Origin of the sequence: Lutibacter sp. HS1-25 (assembly GCF_004121075.1) — a bacterium.
Taxonomy (GTDB): Bacteria; Bacteroidota; Bacteroidia; order Flavobacteriales; family Flavobacteriaceae; genus Lutibacter.
This window is the reverse complement of sequence record NZ_RHLN01000016.1, coordinates 56,922-74,697: the sequence shown is the minus strand read 5'-3', so window position 1 is coordinate 74,697 and position 17,776 is coordinate 56,922. Positions and strand designations below refer to the sequence as shown.

10 protein-coding genes and 1 tRNA gene are annotated in these 17,776 nt (G+C 30.0%); 6 read left to right on the top strand and 5 right to left on the bottom strand.

The window, feature by feature from the left end; translation table 11 throughout:
- Positions 1-469: 469 nt before the first annotated feature.
- The 3 genes from EC396_RS07845 to EC396_RS07835 all read left to right on the top strand — a co-directional run bounded on the left by EC396_RS07845 (position 470) and on the right by EC396_RS07835 (position 5,291).
- Complete coding sequence (locus EC396_RS07845; protein WP_129366155.1) at positions 470-1,375, top strand: serine hydrolase; 906 nt, start codon at positions 470-472, stop codon at positions 1,373-1,375.
- An 81-nt stretch (positions 1,376-1,456) separates the two neighbouring features.
- Entirely contained in the window at positions 1,457-2,356 is a 900-nt protein-coding gene (locus tag EC396_RS07840; protein ID WP_129366154.1) for a serine hydrolase, read from the top strand.
- 109 nt (positions 2,357-2,465) lie between these two features.
- Positions 2,466-5,291 carry an Npt1/Npt2 family nucleotide transporter gene (locus tag EC396_RS07835; RefSeq protein WP_129366153.1) on the top strand — a complete coding sequence of 942 codons (2,826 nt, stop codon included), beginning with the start codon at positions 2,466-2,468 and terminating at the stop codon, positions 5,289-5,291.
- 1 nt (position 5,292) lies between these two features.
- Here the strand turns inward: EC396_RS07835 and EC396_RS07830 are convergent, their stop codons facing one another.
- Complete coding sequence (locus tag EC396_RS07830) at positions 5,293-6,552, bottom strand: serine hydrolase (protein ID WP_129366152.1); 1,260 nt, start codon at positions 6,550-6,552, stop codon at positions 5,293-5,295.
- Position 6,553: 1 nt separating this feature from the next.
- Positions 6,554-9,460, bottom strand: coding sequence for a PEP/pyruvate-binding domain-containing protein (locus tag EC396_RS07825; RefSeq protein WP_129366151.1), 2,907 nt, complete (start codon positions 9,458-9,460; stop codon positions 6,554-6,556).
- A 220-nt stretch (positions 9,461-9,680) separates the two neighbouring features.
- Here EC396_RS07825 and EC396_RS07820 point away from each other — a divergent pair, with 220 nt between their 5' ends.
- A complete protein-coding gene (locus EC396_RS07820; protein WP_129366150.1) occupies positions 9,681-11,915 on the top strand; it encodes an amino acid permease in 2,235 nt (744 codons plus the stop codon).
- Between the two features lie 69 nt (positions 11,916-11,984).
- Here the strand turns inward: EC396_RS07820 and EC396_RS07815 are convergent, their stop codons facing one another.
- Positions 11,985-14,612, bottom strand: coding sequence for an AsmA-like C-terminal region-containing protein (locus EC396_RS07815; protein ID WP_129366149.1), 2,628 nt, complete (start codon positions 14,610-14,612; stop codon positions 11,985-11,987).
- Between the two features lie 154 nt (positions 14,613-14,766).
- On the opposite strand from EC396_RS07815, the gene EC396_RS07810 reads away from it, so the two are divergent.
- A tRNA-Thr gene (locus EC396_RS07810) sits at positions 14,767-14,840 on the top strand.
- Positions 14,841-15,019: 179 nt separating this feature from the next.
- Here the strand turns inward: EC396_RS07810 and EC396_RS07805 are convergent.
- Positions 15,020-15,418: a hypothetical protein gene (locus EC396_RS07805; protein ID WP_129366148.1), complete on the bottom strand. Its 399-nt coding sequence runs from the start codon at positions 15,416-15,418 to the stop codon at positions 15,020-15,022.
- A gap of 94 nt (positions 15,419-15,512) precedes the next feature.
- Positions 15,513-16,016, bottom strand: coding sequence for an inner membrane protein YiaA (gene yiaA / locus EC396_RS07800; protein WP_129366147.1), 504 nt, complete (start codon positions 16,014-16,016; stop codon positions 15,513-15,515).
- Positions 16,017-16,181: 165 nt separating this feature from the next.
- On the opposite strand from yiaA, the gene EC396_RS07795 reads away from it, so the two are divergent.
- On the top strand, positions 16,182-17,666 hold the full coding sequence (locus tag EC396_RS07795) for a hypothetical protein (protein WP_129366146.1): 1,485 nt from the start codon (positions 16,182-16,184) through the stop codon (positions 17,664-17,666).
- Positions 17,667-17,776: the final 110 nt, after the last annotated feature.

Below are 17,776 nucleotides of genomic sequence, written 5' to 3'. Positions count from 1 at the left end.
GCGTAGCCCGGTTATCGCGCCGCGTTTGGGACGCGGAGGTCGCAGGTTCGAATCCTGCCACCCCGACAAAAGCCTTTTCATTTACTTGAAAAGGCTTTTTTTATAAGTATTTCAAAACCTATCTTATTTTTAAATTGGGCATTCCCTTCGGTCGGGCTATTCGCTATATCTTTTTTACAATTTCACTGCGTTGCATTGTAAAAAAGGATGCCGCTACTATCCCTAATGCAAAATCAATTTCAAACATTGATTGTTAATACAATTCAAAAAAAATGTAAATTTTAATCTAAAAAAATTTCATAATATAAATCCTCAAACAATAATTTAACAAATTTCACCCTACAAAAACCCTAAAACATCAATATTATCAAGGAATATTTATTTTCATCAAACTTAAAAATTTAACAACCAACATATTTAAAAATAAAATACATTTGCCTAATTTATAAACTAACAAATTGGCATCTAAATGAAGTTATATCAATTAATTATAGCAATAATGCTTCTTATTACAACTGGTGTAAAATCTCAAAACGATTTACCCTTACATTTAGATCAATCAAAAATAAAACCTTTAAATAGCTTACAAAATTCTGATCTTCAAAAAAGTTTAGAACAAGAACTAAATAAAGTACCTGCTTGGAAAAATTTAATTGCAAAAAATAAAATGGCTGTTGGCGTTATTGACCTTACCAATCCTGAAAATGCCAAATACGCAAGTGTAAATAGCAACCAAATGATGTACGCTGCAAGTTTACCAAAAATTGCCGTTTTATTAGCAGCAATGGATGCTATAGAAAAAGGAGAATTAAAAGAAACTCCTCAAATTAAGGAAGACATGAAACTCATGATAAGCAATTCTAACAACCAAGCTGCCACAAGAATGATTGACCGATTGGGTTATGCAAAAATTGCAAGTGTAATGACCGATGAAAATTACAAATTATACGACAAAACCTATGGCGGTTTATGGGTTGGTAAAAGATATGCATCTGATGGTCCTACAAACAGAGAGCCACTAAAACATTTAAGTCACGCTGCAACTGTAAACCAAGTTTGTAAATATTACTATTTACTAGCAAATGGTCAATTGGTAAACAATGACAGATCCAAACAAATGCTAGACATTATGGAAAAACCAGCATTACACCATAAATTTGTAAATACATTGGATTTGATTGCTCCTGACGCAAGACTATTTAGAAAATCTGGTTCTTGGAAAAATTTTCATTCTGATTCTATTTTAGTTTGGGGAGATGAAACAAGGCGTTATATTTTAGTTGCACTTATTGATGATAACAATGGTGAAAATATTATACGAAACTTAGTAGTTCCAGTAGAAACAGCCCTTAAAAAATCTAAAACATTTCTTTAAACTAAAATCTATTTCAAGTTTCTTTTTGCTTAATTCACAAATTAAATTTGTATTTTAACTATTAATTCTAAAAAAAATACAATGAAAGCTATTCAATTACTTTTAGTTTTAACATTTTTTAGTACAAATATTATCATTAGTCAAAATGAACTTCCAATTCAATCAAACAATTCAACATTAAAACCTTTAGGAAGTCTTTACAATAAACAACTTCAAAACCAACTGCAATTAGAGTTAAACAAAAATCCGAAATGGAAAAGTTTAATTGCAAAAAATAAAATGGCTGTTGGGGTTATTGACTTAAGCGATCAAAACAACATTGAATATGCTCGAGTAAATGGTAACAATATGATGTATGCGGCAAGTTTACCTAAAATTGCCATATTATTAGCTGCTATGGACGCCCTTGAAAAGGGTGAAATTATTGAAACACCTGAGCTTACTAATGATATGAAAATAATGATTAGCAAATCTAACAATGCTGCAGCAACAAGAATGATTGACAAACTAGGTTTTGATAAAATTGAAAGCGTTTTAACCGATGAGAGATATCAATTATACGATGAAGAACACGGAGGCGGTCTTTGGGTTGGAAAACGTTACGCCAGCACAGGAGCAACAAATAGAGAACCGCTAAAAAATTTAAGCCACGCAGCAACCGTAAATCAGGTTTGCCGATTTTATTATTTATTAGCAAACGGAAAATTAGTAAGCACTAACAGGTCTAAACAAATGTTAGACATTATGGAAGATCCTGCTTTACACCACAAATTTGTAAATACTTTAGATCAAATTGCGCCAGAAGCAAGGTTGTTTAGAAAATCTGGTTCTTGGAGAAACTTCCATTCTGACTCTATTTTGGTTTGGGGAAAAGATCCAAAAAGACGCTATATTTTAGTCGCACTTGTTGAAGATGCTTCAGGTGAAAAAATTATTAGAAATTTGGTAAAACCAGTTGAAAAAGCACTTAAAATTAATTAAATAGCTTTTTAATTTAAATAAAATTTGAAAATGTAAAATCCTTTGTAAGCAATTTACATTTCAATATATTTGATAAAAATTTCTTCATCTTTTTAAAAAAGAACACCAAATGTTTCATCTTAATACTATTAAAAAATACATTTTACAAATATTTGATTTAAAAGAAGAAGAACTTCATAAAACACTTTTACTTCAACTAAATATATTTTTATTAATTACCACTTTACTTATTGTAAAACCAACTATAAATTCGCTTTTTTTATCAGAATTAACTTCAGATGCGTTACCATTAGGATACGTATTAACCGCAATAATGGCCATTATTGGATCTTATTTTTACGATAAAATTTTAGAAAAAAATCCTTTAAACAAAGTAATTGAAGGCACTATTATAGGCTCTGTTATTTCATTGGTTATTTTTGGAATTGCTTTTACTTTTAACATAGCTGGTGGATTTATATTATACATCCCCTATGTTTGGGTTGCTATTTTTGGTTTGCTCACTGCTTCGCAATTTTGGATTTTAGCCAACCTTGTTTACAATGTTAGAGAAGCAAAACGAATATTTGGATTTATTGGTGCAGGCGCCATTGCTGGTGGTATTTTTGGAGGGTATTTAACTTCTATTTTAACAACATTTTTAAGAACCGAAGTACTACTTTTTGTTGCCGCATTTATTGTATTTTTTTGCTTGCCAATAACAAAATATATATGGAAAACCGAGGTTGTTAAACTAAATACTTTTCAGGTTTCTCTTAGATCAGACCCAAAAGTAGAGTCGCCTTTTAAACTAATAAAACAATCAAAATTATTAAGTTTAATTGCAATTGTTATCGGACTAAGTGTTTTGGTTGCCAAACTGGTTGATTACCAATACAGTGACTATGCATCCAGACTTATTGAAGATCAGGAAGAATTAACTTCATTTTTCGGATTTTGGTTTTCTACATTAAGTGTAATTTCATTGCTAGTTCAATTATTTTTAACAAAACGTATTGTTGGTACTTTTGGTGTTGGAAAATCGTTATTATGGCTTCCTTCGGGGGTTTTTATTGGTTCAATACTATTGTTATTTATTCCTCAAATTTGGGTAATTATTGTCATTAAAATTATAGATGGCAGCTTAAAACAATCTGTTAATAAAGCCGCCACAGAATTATTGTCAATCCCAATTCCAATTGACATCAAAAAGAAAACAAAAACATTTACAGACGTTGTTGTAGACAGTATAGCTACCGGATTGGCAGGTTTTATTTTAATATTTTTTGTAAACGGATTAGATATCTCATCAACTTATATTAGTTTAATTATTATAGCATTGATATCTGTTTGGCTTTATTTTATTTATCATTTAAGAATCGAATATATTGTTTCATTTAAAAATTTATTCGACACAACACAAGTAAAAAAAGAAAAAACCGTTAAAAAAGAAATTGCTGTAACTTCAATAATTGACACCGTAAATAAAGTATTGAATAATGGTTCTGAAGGTCAAATATTACATATGCTTCAAAAAACATTAGAAGCCAAAGACGAACGCTTTTTTACAGCCATAAAAGCATTGCTAATTCACGAATCACCAAAAGTAAGAGCGCTTGCCATTGAAAATTTATACTTTTTGAAATCAGAAAATTTGTGCTTTCAAATAGAAACTATGGTAAATGATCGCGACCAACAGGTAACTACAGCCGCTTTTAGGTATTTATTAAAAAAATACAACAATGATACTATTGACTTATTTGCTAAATATTTAAATCGAAAAGATGATACCATTGCAAACGCAGCTTTAATTGGACTTTCATTAGAACTAAGAAATCACCCTTTACTTCAAAATAGATTTAACTTAGAAAACAGAATTCAAATAGCCTTACAACAAAGCGTAGAATTGACTTCTGAAGAACAAAAAACAAATAAAATTCAGGCTATTTTAGAAGCCATAGGAAATGCCAGAGTTGAAAATTTTTATCACATTTTAAATACACAATTACAATCTAGTAATCAAACCATACAAAACACTGCTATTTTATGTTGCGCCAAAACATTAGACCAAAGATTTATACCTACTATAATTGATTTTTTAAGTGGTAAAGAAACTAGGAAAAGTGCTACTGATGCCTTATTTAGCTATGGAGAACCTATCAATGAAATTTTGGTTAAGAGAATTAAAGAAGAATCTATTGCCATAGAAGATGCCGTTCATGCAATAGCTGTTATCGAAAAATTTGCTTCTCAAAAAGCAATTAGCTGCTTAAAAAAATTAACTGATGAAACTGAACATACCATTAAAATTGAAGCTATTGAGGCTTTGAAAAGATTGAAATGGAAATATCCAAATCTATATATTAAAGATCGGTACATTGTTGACAAAGTACTGGACGAGTGCCACTTATACCAAAACACACTTTCTGTAATTCATTCTCAAATTGTTATTCAATATAAAAAGAAAGATTACTTAAAAGAAAATCTGGAAGTTATTGAGGCCAGAAATGGACTTATGCAATTATTGGAACAACGTTTAGACAGGCAGTTACAGCGTATTTTTAGGTTTTTAGGAATCAAATATCCTCCAAATGATGTTGAACCTATTCTTAATATTATTTTAAACGGTAAGGAAGAACAACGCATACACGCCATTGAATTTTTAGATAATATTTTAGACAATCAACTAAAAAAGGAATTAATTCCAATTGCAGAATCTATGTTAGTGGAAGCTATTTCTGAAGAAAAAATTAAAAAACTAAACTTAAAAATGCTAAGTGAGGCTGAATGTTACAAAACTTTACTACAAAGAAAAGACAGTAAATTAAAACTAGCCGTATTGTATTTAATTGAAAAAACCAACGATCCGAAATACAAACCGTTGGTTGAGTTAACAATAAATGATACCAATGAAAATATTAGAAAAAAAGCGTTAGAAATTTTGAATAAAAAATAGCTTATTTATTAATCAATTTATCAATACTTCCTGCCAAATACATATGGTCACTTGCCGAATTTTTTCGTAACACATTGGTCATTAATACCACCATATATTTTTTGTTGTTTGGATGCTCTACTATAATAACCGAATTCATAAAGTTTTGAACATTACCCATATATTTTCCACAAGCTTCTCCTTTGCTTCTATCACATTTATACAAGCTTCCAGATTTAAAATAAACGGCAGCGTTGCTTAATGCAGGTGATTGCGCATATCTAATTCTTCTATCGGTCATATACATTAAACGCTTCATTTCTAAACTCGATTTTTCATCAACAACTTTACCTTGCTCTAATTGAACTAAAAATTTCATTAAACCAATTGGACTTCCAATACTTCCATCTTTATTTCCAATAAAATTATTAGCTCCTCTGGTAAAAAAACTTCCCAATCGCCATTCATCAAAAGTAATTCCTAATTCACGCAATGGCAAATTAACCACATCATTACCCAAATCAGTCAATTCTTTTTTAGGTGTATTTTTAAAATAAGCATCGACACCTTCTTGTGTTAAAGTCGGATAATCTTTACCAAAAGCCGCCATTAACAAAACTTCTCTCCATACAATACTTGCAGCTCCATTGTTACTAACAGACATCATATGATCTGCCCATTCAAACAAAGTAAAAACATCAGCTTCAACCACCTGTCTTTTCACTAATTTGTTGGTTTCTATATTAAAAATTGGAACAGTATGTTCGTCTGTTAAACCCCACAAACCTGCTTTTACAGATTTGGTTTTCAAAAGTTCAATTCTTTTATCAAAAGAATCTGGATAAATTTTAGCCAACTGCGTAAACAAACCGTTTAAAACTGCCAACTTACCAACACTACCCGGCTGATAACCAGCAGTTTCATTACGCGCTGCATAACGAATATTATTTATATCTGAAATATCTAAAACTGATAGCGAATAACTTTTATCCAACCCATAAAACAGTCCATTTATTTCTTTATTAAATTTTTCATCTTTAATTAAAAATTGTGCAGTACTATCTTTGGTTTTAGCTAAAAGATTCAATTGAATATCTTTATATGATTTCATTGCGCCCACAGGAAGCGTATTCGCTTCTTTAATTTCACCGCTTTTTATTCTTTCTATTCGCAACAACCGCTTTATACCCGTTCTTGAATAACCGTCTATTGGGTAAGGATTAAAGCCCACAAAAATCAAACACAATACTAAAACAATTGTATATTTTAAATAATTCTTCATTTTATATTTTTTTTGAAAGTAATATTGTTTTGTTTTTATCAATTTTAGGTGTAATGGATTCTAAATATCCCGAACTTACCGCTTTTTTATTTTCAACAAACGGTCTAATTTGAAATAACCATAGTTTGTTATTTTTAAAACCAAGTTCAACATCATAAGCACCTGTATAAGTTGCATTTACTTCTTCGGCCATTTTTTGTTGAACAGCTTCTCTTAAAGCAACAATCTCTTTTAAATTTTGTTCATTTAAAATAGGAGTTTCAAAAGTGGCTGACTTTTTTAAAGTGCCACCTGTCGTTGGCAAACTATTGTACAATGTCTCACGAGCAGGAGCAATTAACTTCACTTTTCCGTTAAATTGAATTTCATAAGACTCAGCCATTTGCCCATCTACTGCTCCACCTGCACCTCTACTAAAAGCAATGGTTAAATCTTTTGAATTACCCGAATTAACTCCTTTTGTTATCATAACACCCGAATAATCAACATCTACACTTGGTATTACCAAAATTGAAGGGAAAACATTTTCAGGATTTAATAAATATTTTTGACGCCATTTAAAACTTCTTTCGGTGTACGGAGATGCCCAAACATCTTTAATTCCTTGCAATATTTTTTCTTTACTAACTACATTAAACAACGTTAAATTTAACCCAGCACCCGAAAAATCTTTTAAATCTTCCATATTGGTATCACTTCTTAAAAACACTGGTATTTCACCTAGTTTTTTCCCTAAAACCGACTGAAATTCTTTGTCAATTTGCGCAACAAAACTTGGCTTTAAAGACATTTTTTTAATGGCTGCACTTAAAATTTCCAATTGTTTTAGTTGGTATTTCTCAACCAAATCTTCATCTGTTTTATTGCTTCGCATTTTTTCAGCTTCCTTAAACATATTGGTTAAAAATACCCAATAAGAAACATTTTGCTCGGGCATTGGTTGATCCATATGACTTTTAAAAATCCCGAAAGGAATTACAATTCCCTCTACAACTTTATCGGAAAACATTTTTTTCAACTGCCCTAAATTGGCCGCTTTTGGTCCGCATATTTTACCCGAATCATGAGCATCCACATTTCGCATATTCAAAATGCTGTTTTCCTCTAAACGAATTTGCTCAATAGGCACGGCTATTTTAGCTTCATTACGTGCTTTTTTAGAAAACAACCCTAACTCTTCAGCTGTCATTTCATTTTCTAATTTCAGAATTACATTTCCTTTATTAGAAACTGCATAAAATACTTTTTTGCCATTGTACTTTTTTAAATTTTGAAGGTTATCATCAGACAATGCGGCATTTGGAATTCCTAAATTACGCGCCAACAATTGCACGTGCGAAACCAAATTACCTTCAGCAACAGTTGCTATACCTCCAACAGGTTTTAAATCGGAAGGCGGTTTTTGAAAAATATAAATTTTATTTGAAGAAACCTCAACACCTTCAGGCGAACCATCAATAACCACTAACTCTCCAAAAGCATAACCTGGATTTAATCCACGAACAGCACTTTGGTTTGAAATAGTCAGAACTTTGTTTGTTAAAGAAGATTCTGTTGCCAAAATATCACCCAAATCTGCAACACTTTTTCCCAAATGAAGCGCTATAGAACTTCTAATTCTATCGTCAATAAAACCATATGTTTTTGGTTCAAAACCAGTATAAACCTCAACAATATCTTCATAAGATGCTTTTACCATAGAAGAACTCCACTCAACAATACTTCTAGCACTTTCTAAAACAGCAGTAAGCTCATTTAAAGTAAGTGTGGCTACATTTTGAGGTTTTAAAACTACCTCTGTTTTATGCCACTCCCATAATTCAATATATCCAGCACCTGCAGTTGCCATTGCCAAATAATATGTTTTATTCAGCAATTCTTCAATTGTTATTGGATGCCATTCTGAAGCATTTTTAAAAATAATTTCTTCCAGTTTTAATGATGTATCCAACAACTGTAATCTAGCCAAAGGTCTTTTTTCAGTTAAAACCGCATTTCTTATTTCTAACAATAATATTGATGTTTCAGTAACCAAAACAGCTGGTTTTTTTTCGCTACCATTTTTTACAGCATATTCTTTAATTAAATTACCAATTGCTGTATTTTTAAGTAACGTATTTTTTTGAGGCAACAAATTAACATCAACTGGTTGGTAATATTTATCCATAGTTACAACCAGTTCATCAAATTTTAAATTTAAATCATTTGTTAATTTTAAATTATTATTGATTTTAAATTGTTTTACTTTTTCAATATCATCGTATGTTGGCTGACCGTGAATTTTAATACGCAAATCCATAAATGAAGGAAATAAATCTGACAGTACTTTAGACTGACTCCTCATTAATTGCGCCAAATTACCGTCTCCTTTATGTGGAATATCTTTTAACGACTGACGAATTAAAAAATAATTTTGAGTGATATTTTTATCTCCAGCCAACAACCATTTGTAAAAATCTACCCCCCAAGCTTCTTCATCTTCGGCCTGAATAGAACCTCTGTAATATTGTCCTTTTCTATGAATCCAACCATCATCTACAGCTCTTAAATACTTATCTAATTGATATTGTTTTAACCTAGATTGTTGATTTTGAACATCCCAAAACGCATCAACAGTAGTGTAAGCCAAAATTTGACCTAAAAAAACATGATTTTTCTTTCCAATATTCTCAACAACATCCTTATATCTTGCATGTTGAACACCTGGCCCAATAGAATCTGGACAAGGTTCTTTTGGCATTCTTACGCTTTCGTCCTTACAAAACCAACGAATATCTTTATAAGGTCCACGCAATTCATTTTTATAAATAGCAATTTGCTCTTTAATATAATTATCTGTTAATTTTTGAGAAAAAAGTGGGTTGGTAAAGCAACTAATAAACACACAAATTAGTGTTGTTTTTTTCATAAAATATTTGTTTTAAGCAATTGATTAAATAACATATATCATGCCATATTTTTTAAATATAAGACAATCAACTACAAATTCAAAAAAAATCATTAAAATAAAATCTTCTAAAAACAAAAAATGTAATTATTGTTTTAATTTAGCTATTTTTATATAACGTACAGCTTATTTATACTTTAGCAAATCAAAAAAAATAGCAACAAATACCCTTAAAATAATTATGAGTAATCCTCTTGTTTCGTCAAAAGCAAATTTTGGCACATTGCCTGTTTTTTTAACAGCCATTTCTACCATATTAGGTGCAGTTATGTTTTTACGTTTTGGTTTTGCTGTGGGTTCAGTTGGTTTTATGGGAACCTTAGCAATTATCATTATTGGCCATATGGTTACCATACCAACAGCAATGGCTTTGGCTGAAATTGCGACCAACCAAAAAGTTGAAGGTGGTGGAGAATATTTTATTATTTCACGCTCTTTTGGAGTAAACATTGGTGCTGCCATTGGTATTACATTGTATCTTTCTCAGGCAATTAGTGTTGCTTTTTATATTATAGCTTTTGCTGAAGCTTTTGAAGCTATTAAACCTTGGGTTGCTACAGAGTTTGGTTATGAATTATACGACAATAGACTTTTTAGCATACCCGCACTGTTATTATTAATTCTTTTAATGGTTACTAAAGGCGCTGATTTGGGTATGAAAGCATTGTATGTAGTTGTAGCAATACTTGCCGTTTCTTTAATTCTTTTCTTTTTTGGATCAACGCCATATGGCGAAGTTTTTGACAGTTCAAGAATATTTAGCGGTGCTACAACAGACAAAAGTTTTTTTTATGTATTTGCAATTATATTCCCTGCTTTTACTGGTATGACAGCTGGAGTTGGACTTTCAGGTGATTTAAAAGACCCTAAAAAATCAATTCCATTAGGATCACTATCTGCTACAATTGTTGGAATGATTATTTATGTATTTATTGCTTTAAAACTTTTTACGTCGGCAAGTCCTGAAGATTTGGTAAACGATCAATTAATAATGAGTAAAATAGCATTGTGGGGACCAATTATACCAATTGGATTGGCTGCCGCTACAATTTCTTCTGCTTTGGGTTCATTTATGGTTGCACCCAGAACGCTACAAGCCATTGGAGGCGATCAAGTTTTTCCTAAAAAATCTACAAATGATTGGGTTGCAAAAGGAACCGAAAAAAATAATGAACCACGAAATGCTACAATTTTAACAAGTATAATTGCGCTTATTTTTGTTTTAATGGGAGACGTAAATGCTGTTGCAGAAGTTATTTCTATGTTTTTTATGGTTACTTATGGTTCACTTTGCCTGATTTCATTTATGCAACATTTTGCTGCTGATCCATCTTACCGCCCATCATTTAAATCAAAATGGTATTTATCTTTATTAGGAGCTGTTATGTGTATATTTTTAATGTTTAAAATTAATACAACTTACGCCTTTGCTGCAATTTTACTAATGGTTGTATTGTACTTTTACATTACCTTAAAAAATGACCACAAACAAGGTATGGCTTCTATTTTTCAAGGTGTTATTTATCAGTTTAGCAGAACAATGCAAGTATTTCTTCAAAAAACAGATAAAGAAAATAAAGAAGAAGCTTGGCGACCTGCTGTTTTGTGTTTATCTCAAGATAGTTTTGAGCGCTATGGCGCTTTAGAAATGATGAAATGGATTTGTTACAGATATGGTTTTGGATCATATATTCATTTTGAAAAAGCTTATTTTTCGAAAGAATCTAAAGCTAAAGCCGATTTAAACTTAGAAAAATTAATAAAGGCTGGCTCTAATTTAAAATCTAATGTGTATTTACAAACACTTATTTCACCTTCAAATACTTCGGCAATTGTACAAGCAATACAACAACCTGGTATTTCTGGACAGCCTAATAATATGATGCTTTTTGAATATCAAAAAGGAAAAACGGAATGGCTAAATACTATTATTGACAATTTTAGCGTACTAAAAGCTGCCAATTATGATTTATGCGTATTGTCAAGTTCTATCAAAGGATTTGGATATAAAAAAGACATTCATATTTGGATAAGAAAAGAAGATTATGAAAATGCCAATTTAATGATTTTACTATCTTATATTATTCTTGGACATCCAGATTGGAAAAATGGTCAAATTAAGATTTTTGCCACTTTTCCAAAAGAAAATATAAAACAAGAAGAACAAAATTTAATTGATTTAACATCTAGTGGTAGACTGCCAATATCTGCAAATAATATTGTTGTTTTACCTATTGATGAAAATAAAAACAGGGTAGATTTGATAAATGAGTATTCGAGTGATGCTGATTTAACTTTACTTGGTTTCCACGAAAGTATGGTTAAAACCGATAACGGTATTGAGATTTTTGAGAAATATGACAAACTAGGAAACATTCTTTTTGTACATACTTTAACTTCAAAGTTTATAAAATAATTCAGAAATCATAAAAAAACCCCATAGACTACAAGTGCCTATGGGATTTTTTATTTGTAAAAATTACAGTTATTTTATGGTATCTTTCTTCTTCTTTTTACCGCTAAATAAACTATTCAATTTAACTTTTAACAAACTGTCTACCACTTTTTGCTGATTAGAAACAGGTGCTTTAGAAGGTGTTGCAACTGAATCACTTTTAGTTTCTGTAGATTTTTCAGTTTGTTGCTTTAATAAATTTGTAATTGTACTTACTCCCTGAGCTTTTAATTTATTTACATCAACCAACTGAGTTGTTAAACTACTAACTGCACTTTTATAATCGGTTGTAATTTTTGGTTTGTCAAAATTACCTCCAATAATTGCGTTTACAGGTACTTTTACTTTTGAAACATCTTCTGTACTGTATTTAGCCAACAAACCTGTTACTTCATTTCCAAGATATTTAGCAGGCACCAAAAAAGTAGCGTTGTAATCCATAGACATATCAAAACCGTGTGTTCCGCTAATATCAATTGCTATGTCTTGATAATTTATAGTAAATGGTTTTACCAATACTCTCCCTTTTTCAAAAACCAAAGTTGTTTTTAAATTCTTCAAATCCAGTTTATTTAAATCAATAAATTTTAACTGACTAGACAATGTATTCATCAATACAGACGATTTTAAATCAAATTCTCTGGTTAATAGTTCTGCAAATGCATTTCCTGAAACTGTTTTTAAATTAGGCGAAAATTCACTATCCAAATCACCCGAAAAACTCAATTCGGTATTTAACTTCCCCTGAATATATTTTGCCATTGGTATCAATTTTTTCAACAAATCCATTTTTTCAAAAGACGATGCAATATCAAATGAATTCATCCCTAAATTCATTGTAAAAGAAGGCGTTGCTTCTTTGGTTGAAACGCTACCATTGAGCATTAAATTTCCACCTAAAAGAGAAGAAGTTACATTTTCAAGATTGACTTTTTCATCTTTAATTGTCATTTTCCCTTTAAAATTCTTAAGTTCAAAATGATCGTACAAAACCGTATTTGCCTGAGCTGCAATGGTACAATCTAAAAATGCAGGAATTTTTATGGCCGATTTTGCTAGGGTATCACTACTTTGTTCAACAGCAACATCGCTCATAAAATCGTTTACCGAAAATTTATTAGACACTAAATTAAAGTTTCCTTTTAATGGTTTATTGGCAACAACAAAACCAATAACATCTTGTAAAGACCCAGTTGCTTCAATATCTGTTTTACCTGTGGTTGCTGCAAATTGTTGCAAGGAAATTACTTGAGGCGTAAAATTAACCGATGCCGTTTTAATGTTGAATGAATTTACAAAAGCAGCACCATTATACACAAAATTGCTTAAAGTAATATTACCACTACTTTTAATTCTTTCGTATTTACTTTTTTCAACAGCATCCATATCAAAATTAGTAGCAATATCCATTTTTAAAATTCCCGATAACTTTTCCTTCATCTCAAAAGGATACGCATTTGAAATATTTGCCAAATTTATAGTACCGTTTAGTTTTGCATTTACAACCGGATTTGTTGTTAGATTTTTAATATTGGCATTGGATTTAAATACATCCTCATCAATTTTAAAATTCAAGGCATCTAAAATCACATAAGTATCTGCAACAATACCAGTTTCGTTTTTAATAAGTGCTTTTATGGTGATATTCTCAACTGCTTTAGGCAAGTCTGCATATTTAAACCAAGCATTGTTTGAAGCAATATTTAAATCAAAATTAGGAATTCTATCATCATTATTCATTCCCTTAACAAAACCACTAACTGTAAAATCGCCTTCGGTTTTAACATTGTCCAAATTTGAAGCATAGACCTTTGGCATTAACGCTAAAAAGTTTTTAAATGATGATGTTGGCGTTTTAAAACTAATATCAATTTGCTGACCTGCATCTAACAAAACAACATTTCCGTCAAAAGCCAATGGCAACCCGCTAATATTTGCCTCATTTTGTAAAAAAGAATAGGTATTTGTTTCTAAATCAACTCCAATTAAAGCATCTAAGGTTATTTCGGCATTTTCAAAATATTTTACCTCTTCAAATTGAAATGATAATTTTACAGAAGATTTTGTGTCTAATTTAGACTGCTTTGCCGATAAATCTCCCGAACCTGAGTGGTTAAAATCACGCAACATCAAATTAATTTTAGAAACCTCATCCTTATATAAAATAGTACTATTAGTAATTTCATATTTTTCTACTGAAAAATTAAAAGAACCAGATTCGCTATCACTTTCATTTTCAGAAGGTTTTACAATATCGTAATTTGCAATTCCATCTACATTCGAAATAAAATTTAAACAAGCACCATTAATTTTTATTGCTGAAATATTTATAGCTTCATTTTCACCTTTAAAAAGTTCTTTAACAGACATGCTTAAACCCAACTCACTAACAACCATTAATGTATCATTTTCAAAAGGCGCATTGTTAATTATTGATAAATGATCTAAAATTACAGATGCCTGCGGAAAACTTCGAAAAAAACTCAAATCAACATCTTCAAATGCAACTTTAGCAGTTAAATTCTCGTTAACAGCAGTTAAAACAGCTGCTTTTATTTTATCCTTAAAAAGAAAAGGTGCAGCTACCAAGGTGATAACAAAAAGTAACAATACAATAGCTAGTATTTTAGCTACCTTTTTAAAATTTATTTTTTTCATGACAAGACTTATTACGGTGTTATTTTATGCCTGCAAAAATATACTTTTCCAAAACCAAAACACTAACTTTCTTGCAATTACATTTTATTTGAAAAATAAATTAAAAAATATTTGTTTATTATTAATAAAGTGATTTAATTTGCACCCGAAATAAGCCGATGTAGCTCAGCTGGCTAGAGCAGCTGATTTGTAATCAGCAGGTCGTGGGTTCGAGTCCCTCTATCGGCTCAAAAAATCCTCTTCACTTGAAGAGGATTTTTTATTTTCTAATATTTGCACTCGTTTGCCTAACGATTGCTTTGGATTTAATTGCAAATCAGACTTAGAACTATTAAATATTGTTTAAATATTTATGCCTTTTTAGTAAAAATTACTCTTTATTTTAAATGCTTTGTTACGACCAATTTTTATTTATTTTTAATAAAAAAGCTTTTAATAACCTGAGAAATATACGCTCCTATTATTGATGGAATTGTTAAAATACCATAAACTATAAATTCAATGGGAAACATATTATGAGAAGATAAGTCTACGAACATTTCACAAATAGAAGCTAATGGAAATAAAACCATGCTCATCAATCCAATTTTCCAAAAGGAGATATCACTAAATAATTTAACCATAAAACCTGAAAAAATCAAAAACCATATACTGTATTTTGATATCCCTTCAATTCCAGCTCTTAATAAAGGAAATAAAGGGGCATCATATTGTTTTAAATTGCTATGAAAAAATACGGGAAAAACTATTGATATAAGTCCTAATAGTGCGATAGTGGTAAATGTAATTATTTCATTTGTTTTCATAATGTTTTGCTTAATTGTTAAAGTATATTTCTGTTAGTTTTTATGTTTTTAAAACTTAATAAATAAATTATCTAAGCTCTAAACTACACCCATTTTATTTGTGCTCAGTAATTATTTCATTATTTTCAATATAACTTTTGTCTCGTGTGTTTTTTTGAACAGCTATTGAAGCGTACAAACTTAAGGTATAAGCCATTCCGTAAAAACCTTTTTCACTTAGCAATAAATCAGCATTCCACAACCCAATTAGTAAAAGAACAATGGCGCTAATAGCCGAAAACCAACTAATCCCATAATACAAATCGGTAACTTGTAAACCTTCCAACCGATCTCTAACACTTTTTTGAACAGATATTGCTGAAAACAAGCCAAAAAGCAAAATGGTAAAATAATACCCTCTTTCATTTAATTGCATATCAGAATTCCATAAACCTATACAGTAAGCCAAAATTCCCACAAAAAGAGCCACCCAAGACGCTCCTATAAAAGCAGGAGTTGGTTTTTGATCAAATTCTTTGATTTCCTTATTTTTTGAAATTCGTGATGTTGATTTAGACTCATTTTCCTGAGCTGCATCACTTTTAAAATTGTAATCCATAATGTTTAGTTTAATTGTTTATTATTTTATTCTATAGGTCAAAATTCAATAAAATTAACTTACCCGTAAAACCTACAATTCAACAAAACTTACGATTAAATATTTGTTTTTAACTTTAATATCACAGTATAAAGGTATATTTGAATAAAATAACTTATGATATAAATGAGCATAATACACACAATGATTACAACTTTATCTCCAGAAGACAAAAAGGAGTTCTTACGAAATTTAAAGAGAAAGAATAAAAGAAACGACACTAAAAACATTGAACTGTTTACACTTTTAGACACCTCAATTGAGCAAACTAATTTAGATAAGGTTATTTACGGAAAACCCTCAAAAGGAGCTTACCATGCATTGTACAAACGACTTCACGATTCGCTGATAGATTTTATTGCTACCAAAGGCTTCAATAAAGAATCTTCAGAAGAAATGAGTGCGTTAAAATTAGTATTTGTTAGTCAATATTTTTTTCAACAAAACAAAAATAATATCGCTTTTAAAACATTGGGTAAAGCAGCGTTAATTGCTATTAAATATTCATTATATAATGTTTTGAATGAAATTTATCAAACTCAAATACACCATGCACATTTAAATAAAACATTAAATCTACAGCACTTAATTAGCAAATACCAAGCAAATAAATTAAATATTCAGCAAGAAGAAAATTTAAACTTATTTTACGCAACTATTCAAGCTGAATTGAATGAAAATAACCCTGAAGTTTCAAACATTATCAATAGAAATTTAAAATTATTTAATATTTCAATTACTAAAAATCTAAGCTACCAATCTCTTTTTAAAATCTTACAAATAAGCAATCAAATTGCACATGTTACAAGAAATTATCATGCTATTTTACCATTTATTGAAAACACTTGCAAGGCAATAGATGCTTCAGAAAGGTATTCAAAAAAACATTTATATGATCACTTACAAGTATTGTACTATTTAGCAAATACTTATTTTCGCATTAAAAACTTCAAGGAAGCAAATAAGCATCTCAAAGCTATGCAAACTAATATGCTTTTGGAAAAGAAAAAGTACTATACAATGTTCCACCCACAATATGCGTTGTTAGAAAATTTATTATTAATTTACACCGGAGACAATAAAGCTGCAATTAAAAATTTACAAACATTTAATTTTGAAAAGCATAAAAACACACTTGAATATTCACTTAATTTAAAACTAACATTGGTAGTTTCATTATTTTTAAATGAAAACTACAAAGAAGCTTTTAATATTTACAAAGGCTTTTACCATAGCGACCAATGGTATATCTCAAAAGTGGGATATGTTTGGGTAATTCAAAAAAACTTGATTGAAATTTTACTACTTATAGAGTTAGATTATATAGACCTTGCAACATCTAGATTGAATAGTTTTAGAAAAAAACACAGAACACATCTAATAAATCACAAAGAATCAATAGTTTTAAATTTTATCAAACTAATTTCAATTTTCTTTTACAAAACTGAAGATGTCTATGCTGATAAGTTCAAGGATAAAGTTGATGCTTTGTTAAAAATTAAAACAATAGAAGAAGATATTTTTACCATTAGCTTTTATGCTTGGATAAAAGCTAAAATAAATAAAACAGCAGTTTATAAAACAAGCTTAGCATATATTAATAATTTGTAAAATACCACATTAATCCAGTTTAAGAGGTTACTAAATTAAAAAAGCTTAAAAAAATGGACTCGGAAAATACTTCATAAAGAAATTTTATAAACCGCTACAGATAAGAATAT